Raw genomic sequence first — 8,372 nt, 5'->3', positions numbered from 1 at the left:
CTAAGCCCTCCAGCGCCGATGGTACTGCACTCGGGAGGGTGTGGGAGAGTAGGACACCGCCGGACAATCTTTCAAATTCAGGGCCACCCCCCACCGGGGTGGCCCTGAATTGCGTTGCCGGCCCCGATGCGGGTGATGGGCGCATCGGTCACTTCGCCGAGCTGGCGAATCGGCCACCACTACGCCGAAGTGGCGGCAACGAACTGCCCCGGATCCAGCCACCTCGCCGAACTGGCGAATCGTCCCGCCACCTCCCCGAAGTGGCGGCACGGCCTGCGCGGCATCCACCCACCCCGAACAGGCGGCTGGGCAGCCCCTACCCCGGAACCGGTGGCATGGAGGGGAAGGGACCGCCGGCACGGCGACGTGGCGGGGACGGGGCAAGGCGTTTGTGGTCACCTCGCCCGTACCGGCGCGGACGAGTGAGCGCCGAGGTCGCGGGTCAGCGGCGCTGGACGGACTCGCGGATGTCCCGGAACAGGGCCGCTGCGTCGTCGACCCGGCGACCCGGGAACATGCCCATCACCACGCTGCCGTGGTCGGCCCACCCGCACACCGCGAAGTCGCCGCCGTCGCCGCTCGTCGTACCGCACTTCATCACGCCGCCCAGGCGGCCCGCGTCCACCTCGCGCAGCCCTGCAACCCGGCCGGTCTCGTCGGCCATCAGGCCGAACAGGGTGTCCAGGTCCCGTTCGGGCTGCCAGAGCAGCGTGGTGCCGCCGAACAGCAGCACCGATCGCTTGGCGTCCCCGCGGTCGGAGTAGACGGCGCCGTAGCCGCGGTCCAGCTCGATGTCGGCGGCCAGTCCGTCGCGCAGGTAGTCGGCGGTACTGCGGGCCCGTTCGCTGTCGTCGCGTACCAGCCCGGCCACCTCGGCCGGCTGACCGAGCGTGGTGTCCTTCTGCTGGATCACCCGCCAGCCGCCCAGCCCGAGCGCGCCGGCACCGGCCAGGCCGGCCGCCAGCAGGGCGGTGAGGACGATCTTCCGGCGCCGGGACACGGGACGGCGTTCGGGCTCCTGCGCGGGATCGCGGCGGCTCAGCTCGATCGGCTCATCGGTCAGCTCGACCGGATCGGAACCCCCGTCGACCGGGCGCTCGGTGAGATGCGCGTCGGACATGACCGCCACCGTACGCGAATCACAGGTGGTGCACGTCGGGTCCCCGAAAGCGCTCCGTAGACTTTCAGGGTGACCGAGAGACTGGATGCCCGACGCCCCGACGCCCCGACCCTCGCCGGCCAGTACCAGCCCGGCGAGGTAGAGCAGCGACGGTACGAGCAGTGGGTAGCCGGCGGGCACTTCCGGGCGTCGGCGGACAGCGAGAAGCCGCCGTTCACCATCGTCATCCCGCCGCCGAACGTCACCGGCTCGCTGCACATGGGGCACGCGTTCGAGCACACGCTCATGGATGCGCTCACCCGGCGGAAGAAGATGCAGGGGTACGAGGCGCTCTGGCTGCCGGGCATGGACCACGCCGGCATCGCCACCCAGAACCTGGTCGAGCGGCAGCTCGCCGGTGAGGGGCTGTCCCGGCACGACCTCGGGCGGGAGAAGTTCGTCGAGCGGGTCTGGCAGTGGAAGGCCGAGTCCGGCGGCGCGATCCTCGGCCAGATGCGCCGGCTCGGCGACGCGGTCGACTGGGACCGTGAGCGCTTCACCATGGACGAGGGCCTGTCCCGGGCCGTGCAGACCATGTTCAAGAAGCTCTTCGACGACGGGCTCATCTACCGGGCCAACCGGATCATCAACTGGTGCCCGCGCTGCCTCACCGCGCTGTCCGACATCGAGGTGGAGCACACCGACGACGAGGGCGAGCTGGTCTCGATCCGCTACGGCGACGAGGTCGTGGTGGCGACCACCCGCGCGGAGACCATGCTCGGCGACACCGCGGTGGCGGTGCACCCGGACGACGAGCGCTACAAGCACCTGATCGGCACCGAGGTGGAGCTGCCGCTCACCGACCGGCGGATCCCGATCGTGGCCGACGAGCACGTCGACCCGAGCTTCGGCACCGGCATGGTCAAGGTGACCCCGGCGCACGACCCGAACGACTTCGAGATCGGCCAGCGGCACGACCTGCCCTCACTGACGATCATGGACGAGCGCGGCGTCATCACCGCGCCCGGCCCGTTCCAGGGCCTGGACCGGTACGAGGCCCGCCCGGCGATCGTCGCGGCACTGCGCGAGCAGGGCCGGATCGTGGCCGAGAAGCGGCCGTACCTGCACGCGGTCGGCCACTGCTCGCGGTGCAAGACGACTGTCGAGCCGCGCCTGTCGTTGCAGTGGTTCGTCAACACCGCGCCGCTCGCCAAGGCCGCCGGTGACGCGGTGCGCGACGGCCGGGTGAAGATCGAGCCGGCCGAGCTGGCCAAGCGCTACTTCGCCTGGGTCGACAACATGCACGACTGGTGCATCTCCCGCCAGCTGTGGTGGGGACACCGCATCCCCGTCTGGTACGGCCCGGACGGCGAGATCGTCTGCGTCGGCCCGGACGAGGAGACGCCGTCCGGCGAGGGCTGGCGGCAGGACGAGGACGTCCTGGACACCTGGTTCTCCAGCGGGCTGTGGCCGTTCTCCACGCTCGGCTGGCCCGAGCGCACCCCCGACCTGGCGAAGTTCTACCCGACCAGCGTGCTGGTCACCGGCTACGACATCCTGTTCTTCTGGGTCGCCCGGATGATGATGTTCGGCCTGTACGCGATGGACGGCGTGCAGCCGTTCGACGTGGTGGCGCTGCACGGCATGGTCCGCGACGAGCACGGCAAGAAGATGTCGAAGTCGTTCGGCAACGTGGTCGACCCGCTGGACTGGATCGACCGGTTCGGCGCCGACGCCACCCGGTTCACGCTGGCCCGGGGCGCCAACCCCGGCCAGGACGTGCCGGTCAGCGAGGAGTGGTGCCAGGGCTCCCGCAACTTCTGCAACAAGCTCTGGAACGCCACCCGGTTCGCGCTCCTCAACGGCGCGCACACCGACGGCCCGCTGCCGGCCGCCGCCGACCTCTCCACCGTCGACAGGTGGATCCTGTCCCGGCTGGCGCACGTCACCGCCGAGGTCGACGAGCAGTTCGAGGCGTACGAGTTCGCGAAGGTCTGCGACCTGCTCTACCACTTCGCGTGGGACGACGTCTGCGACTGGTACGTGGAGCTGAGCAAGCCCGTGCTGGCCGAGGGCGGCCCCGCCGCCGACGCCACCCGCCGCGTGCTGGGCCACGTGCTGGACCAGCTCCTGCGGCTGCTGCACCCGGTCATCCCGTTCGTCACCGACGAGCTGTGGGCCGCGCTCAGCGGTGGCGAGACCGTACTGACGGCGTCCTGGCCGGTCGCCGACCGTACCCTGATCGACGACGCCGCGGAGGGCGAGGTCGGCACCCTCCAGCGGGTGGTGACCGAGGTCCGGCGGTTCCGGTCGGACCAGGGGCTGCGGCCGACCCAGCGGGTCGCCGCGCGGCTCGACGGCCTGGCCGGCGCGGGCATCGCGGCGCACGAGCCGCTGGTGCGCTCGCTGGCCCGGCTGGACGCGCCGGGCGACGATTTCCAGGCGAGCGCCACGCTGGCCATGCCCGGCGCGGTGAGCGTCGCGCTCGACACCCGCGGCTCGATCGACGTGGCCGCCGAGCGCGCCCGGCTCACCAAGGACCGGGCGGCAGCCGAGAAGGAGGCCACCCAGGCGCGGGCGAAGCTGGACAATCCGGCGTTCGTCGGCAAGGCGCCCGAGCCGGTGGTGGCGAAGATCCGCGAACGGCTGGCGGTGGCCGAGGCGGACCTGGTCCGGATCGACGCCGCCCTGGAGGCGCTTTCCTCGTGAGCGCGAGGAGTGAGCCGGGGTTGCGAGCCCCGCAGTCGCGAACGAAAGATGGCTCCGCATGAGTGACCGCACCGAGTTCGCCGAGGTGGAGGCCGCGCTCAACGCGCGCGGCTTCACCCGGATGCACTTCGAGCTGGAGAAGATCGAGACCCTGCTCGACCTGCTGGGCAGCCCGCAGCGGGCGTACCCGTCGATCCACCTGACCGGCACCAACGGCAAGACCTCGACGGCCCGGATGATCGACTCGCTGCTGCGGGCGTTCGGGCTGCACACCGGCCGCTACACCAGCCCGCACCTGGAGACCGTCCGGGAGCGGATCAGCCTGGACGGCGAGGCGGTGAGCGAGGAGCGGTTCGTGTCCACGTACCGTGAGATCGCGCCGCTGGCCGAGCTGGTCGACCAGCGGTTCGCCGAGCCGCTGACGTACTTCGACATGACCACGGCGCTGGCGTTCGCCACGTTCGCCGACGCCCCGGTCGACGTGGCGGTGGTGGAGGTCGGGCTCGGCGGCGCGGAGGACGCGACGAACGTGATCCAGGCCGGCGTCGCCGTGATCACCCCGATCGGGCTGGACCACACCGAGTGGCTCGGCGACACGATCGAGGACATCGCGCTGCACAAGGCCGGCATCATCCACCCCGGCGCCACAGTGATCGCGGCGGCGCAGGAGGAGGAGGCTGCTCGTCCGATCCTGGAACGCTGCGCCGAGGTCAACGCCACCGTCGCCCGCGAGGGCGCCGAGTTCGGCGTGCTGCGCCGCGCGGTCGCGGTCGGCGGCCAGGTGCTGACCATCCAGGGCCTGGGCGGAGTGTACGAGGAGATCTTCATCCCGCTGCACGGCGCGCACCAGGCGCAGAACGCGGCGGTCGCGCTGGCAGCCGTGGAAGCGTTCCTCGGTGCCGGCGCCCGGCGGCAGCTCGACATCGAGGCGGTCCGTGAGGGATTCGCCGCGACCAGTTCGCCGGGCCGGCTGGAGCGGGTGCGTACCGCCCCGACGGTGCTGCTCGACGGCGCGCACAACCCGCACGGGATGGCCGCGACGGTCGCCGCCGTGCAGGAGGAGTTCGCGTTCAGCAAGCTCGTCGGCGTGCTCGCGGTGCTCGGTGACAAGGACGCGGCGAGCCTGCTGGAACTGCTCGAACCGGTGCTCGACTCGATCGTGGTGGCGGAGAACAGCTCGGCCCGGGCGATGCCGGTGGACGAGCTGGCCGCGCTGGCGCGGGAGATCTTCGGGCCGGAGCGGGTGCAGGTGACCCGGGAGATGCCCGACGCCATCGAGGCGGCGGTGGCGGAGGCCGAGGCGGACGTGCCGGGCGAGCTGTCCGGGGTGGGCGTGCTGATCACCGGATCGGTGGTGACAGTGGCCGACGCCCGCCGGCTGCTCAAGCGATGACCGGCCCGCAGCGCCCGACAGGGCCGGAGCAGCCCGACGGCGTCCGCCGGTCCGGGCTGCGGAACCCGGACAAGGCGGTGCGCGGACTCGGCGCCGGCACGATGTCGCTGGAGGCGCTGGTGCTGCTGCTGGCCATCCAGCCGATCCGGGTGGTCGGCGGTGACCTGAGCGGCGCGGCGATCGGCGCGATCGTGACGCTGGCGGTCGCCTGTGTGGTGCTCGCCGGGATGATGCGCCGCCCATGGGCATGGCACGCCGGCACCGTGATCCAGGGACTGCTGCTGCTCTCCGGGCTGCTGCACTGGTCGCTGTTCGCGCTCGGCGTGATGTTCGCGCTGGTGTGGGCGTACGCACTGCACGTGCGGCGGGTCATCCTCGGCTGAGCGCCGTCGCGCTGTCGCGGGTGTTGAGAAGGGGGCCTTCCTTACACCTGGGCGAGGGTGCGCCACTGAGTCAGCGCGACGCCGTGGCCGTCGGGGTCGCGGAAGGCAGCCGCCCACACCTCCAGCTTGGTGCCCCGGTTGACCACGCGCGGGGCGTACGTGAACCGGACGCCGGAGTCGCGCAGCCGCTCGTACGCACCCTGGATGTCGTCCACCTCCAGGTTGACGTGCACCAGGCGGCGGCTGATCGGGGCGGCGCCGGTCACCCGGCGCAGCACCAGCCGGGTCGGCCCGGAGACGAGCACGGCGTTGCCCTCGCCCCGGTCCAGCTCCTCGAAGCCGAGCTCCCGGTAGAAGTCGAGGGACCGGTCCAGGTCGGTGACGAGCAGCGTGATGCCGACGCCGCTGATCGGGCTGGCCAGTTCGTCCGGCTCGGTCGCGCCGGACGGGCCGAAGATCGCCTCGTCCAGTTCCTCGGGCGTCGGCGGCGCGTCGGAGCGCCGAGGGGCGTCCGCGGGGTCGTCCAGCGCCACGTCGATCGGGTCGGTCTCGGTGTCGGCCGGCCCGATGTCGGCCCGTCCGGCGTCGGCCGACCCCGAGCCGGCCGGCCCGGAGTCGACGAGCACTGTCTCGACCGGCACGGTGTCGACCGGCTCCTCGGCCGGCGAGCGGGGCGCCGGGGCGCGGCGGGGGAGCGGGTCAGGGCCGGCCGTGCGTTCGGCCCGCTCGACGAGCTGGCCCTCCAGCACCACCGGGCCGCCGGGGCTCTGGTGCAGCACCACCGGCTCGCGGTCCTCGGCCCGGGGCGGTACGTCGTCCAGGTACGGGTCCGGCGCGGGCGGGTAGTCGTCGCGGAAGTCGTCCTCCGGCGCGCGCCCAGCCCACGGCGGCGCCTCCTGCGCGATCAGCGGCTCGTCCAGCGGGTCCGGCTCGACGGCGTACTCGGGCGGCAGGTCGGCGACCGCGGCGGCGCTCTCGGCGTGCGTGGGCACCTCGTCCCAGAGCACGCGTACGTGCCGCTGGTCGTCCAGCGCCACCCGGACCGGCAGCGCCTGGCCCAGCGAGGGCCACTTGGCGACCGGCACCCGAGGCTCGATGATCTTCTTGGAGCGAGGCGGCAGCCCCGGCGCGTCGATCACCAGTTGCAGCTCGCACCGGCCGAACGCGTACTGGGTGGGCGGCTCGGAGGCGCTGTGCACGTGCCCCAGGCCGATCACCCAGGTGCGGCCGCCGCCGCGTACCGTGGCCAGGGCGATCGCCAGCACCAGCAGCGCCACGCCGAGCGCCACGATGGCCCAGCTGGTCATGCCGAGCCCGAACACGGTCACGAAGGTGGCGACGGTGCCCAGCACCGCCCCGATCAGTTTGCGTACCGGCGCGATCGTGCGGTTCCCGCCATTCGCCACAGTGGACCTCCCAGGGGTTCCAGGGCCAGGCTAGGCCGCCGCGGCGGGCCAGGGAAGACGCAGCCGCCGCGCCGGCGCCGGGACCGGGTCGCTACGCTGACCGTACCCAGCCGAACCCCGTTTGAGTGCGCAGGAGGAACCCAGCGTGTCCAGCAGCAGCCCGGACGAGCGGTCGCTCGTACTGATCAAGCCCGACGCGGTGCGCCGCGGTCTGGTGGGCGAGATCCTGTCCCGTTTCGAGCGCAAGGGCCTGCGGATCGACGCGATGGTGAGCCGGACCATGGACGGCGACTTCGCCGACCAGCACTACGCCGAGCACGTCGACAAGCCGTTCTACCCGCCGCTGAAGACGTTCATGACCAGCGGCCCGCTGGTGGCGCTGGTGCTCTCCGGCGACCAGGTGGTCGAGGTCGTGCGCGCGATGATCGGCAGCACCGACGGCCGCAAGGCCGCCGCCGGCACCATCCGCGGTGACCTGTCGCTGTCGAACCGGGAGAACCTGGTGCACGCCTCCGACTCGGCGGACAGCGCCAAGCGCGAGATCGCGCTCTGGTTCCCCGAGCTGGCCTGACCGACACGCCGACGGCCCCGGCCCGCTCCTGGCGGGACCGGGGCCGTCGTGTGTCAGCGATCAGACCTGCGCCGGCGGCTGCGTCCGGCAGGTCACCGCGACCCGGTTCCACACGTTGATGGTGGCGATCGCCATCACCAGGTCCGCCAGCTCCTTCTCCGACCACACCTTCGCCGCGGCGTCCCAGACGTCATCCGGCACGCCGTGCTCGCCGAGCCGGGTCACCGCGTCGGTGAGGGCCAGCGCGGCCCGCTCCCGCTCGTCGAAGAACGGCGCCTCGCGCCACGCCGCGACAGCGAACAGCCGGCGGCTGTCCTCACCGGCCGCCAGCGCCTCGCGGCTGTGCATGTCCACGCAGAACGCGCAGCCGTTGCGCATCGACGCCCGCAGCTTCACCAGCTCCAGCACGGTGTGGTCCACGTTCGCCCGGACGTACTTCTCCAGGCCCAGCACGGCCTGGTACGCCTCCGGTGCCACCGCCGCCATGTCCATCCGGCTCATCGCCGCCTCCTTGAGGGTTCGGGTACGCGCACAGGACGGGGCACGGTGGGCGCGGTGTGACGGCCCGGCGGTGTGACGGTTGTCATGCCGGGGCGCTGGACAGCAGTCGTTGACGTGCCGGTCACCTCGACCGGAGTTCCCGGCTACCTGCGGCCGGTAGACCGGGCTGGCGACACTGCCGAGACCGGGAGAACCCATGACGCACTTCGATCGACGTACCCTGCTCCGCGCCGGCCTGGTCGCCGGTGCCGGAGTCGCCGGCGGCGCGCTGCTCGGCGCGCCCGGCGCGCCCGCCGCACCCGGCCTGCGG

7 protein-coding genes are annotated in these 8,372 nt (G+C 72.5%); 4 read left to right on the top strand and 3 right to left on the bottom strand.

Going from position 1 to position 8,372, the window contains the following annotated elements:
* Positions 1-442: 442 nt before the first annotated feature.
* Positions 443-1,120, bottom strand: coding sequence for a hypothetical protein (locus AC2CHG_RS27995; RefSeq protein WP_484525919.1), 678 nt, complete (start codon positions 1,118-1,120; stop codon positions 443-445).
* 69 nt (positions 1,121-1,189) lie between these two features.
* Between AC2CHG_RS27995 and AC2CHG_RS27990 the strand changes: the two genes are divergently transcribed.
* The 3 genes from AC2CHG_RS27990 to AC2CHG_RS27980 are packed head-to-tail and all read left to right on the top strand — an operon-like array spanning position 1,190 to position 5,584.
* Positions 1,190-3,808 (top strand): valine--tRNA ligase, encoded by a 2,619-nt coding sequence (locus AC2CHG_RS27990; protein WP_484525918.1) that lies wholly within the window; start codon positions 1,190-1,192, stop codon positions 3,806-3,808.
* A gap of 58 nt (positions 3,809-3,866) precedes the next feature.
* Positions 3,867-5,201 (top strand): bifunctional folylpolyglutamate synthase/dihydrofolate synthase, encoded by a 1,335-nt coding sequence (locus tag AC2CHG_RS27985; RefSeq protein WP_484525917.1) that lies wholly within the window; start codon positions 3,867-3,869, stop codon positions 5,199-5,201.
* Positions 5,198-5,584, top strand: a complete 387-nt coding sequence (locus AC2CHG_RS27980; protein WP_355514152.1) for a DUF4233 domain-containing protein — start codon at positions 5,198-5,200, stop codon at positions 5,582-5,584. The genes AC2CHG_RS27985 and AC2CHG_RS27980 overlap by 4 nt, the downstream gene beginning before the upstream one ends.
* A 41-nt stretch (positions 5,585-5,625) precedes the next feature.
* On the opposite strand, the gene AC2CHG_RS27975 is transcribed toward AC2CHG_RS27980, so the two are convergent.
* The gene (locus tag AC2CHG_RS27975) at positions 5,626-6,990 is read right to left on the bottom strand and encodes a VOC family protein (protein WP_484525916.1); all 1,365 of its coding nucleotides are present in this window, start codon (positions 6,988-6,990) and stop codon (positions 5,626-5,628) included.
* A gap of 145 nt (positions 6,991-7,135) precedes the next feature.
* On the opposite strand from AC2CHG_RS27975, the gene ndk reads away from it, so the two are divergent.
* Positions 7,136-7,561, top strand: coding sequence for a nucleoside-diphosphate kinase (gene ndk, locus AC2CHG_RS27970; RefSeq protein ID WP_013288023.1), 426 nt, complete (start codon positions 7,136-7,138; stop codon positions 7,559-7,561).
* Between the two features lie 60 nt (positions 7,562-7,621).
* Here the strand turns inward: ndk and AC2CHG_RS27965 are convergent, their stop codons facing one another.
* The gene (locus AC2CHG_RS27965; RefSeq protein ID WP_013288022.1) at positions 7,622-8,062 is read right to left on the bottom strand and encodes a carboxymuconolactone decarboxylase family protein; all 441 of its coding nucleotides are present in this window, start codon (positions 8,060-8,062) and stop codon (positions 7,622-7,624) included.
* Positions 8,063-8,372 lie beyond the last annotated feature (310 nt).

Source organism: Micromonospora sp. ATLC20 (genome assembly GCF_057196585.1).
The sequence above is the reverse complement of the archived record's forward strand: the minus strand, read 5'-3'. Positions and strand labels throughout refer to the sequence as shown.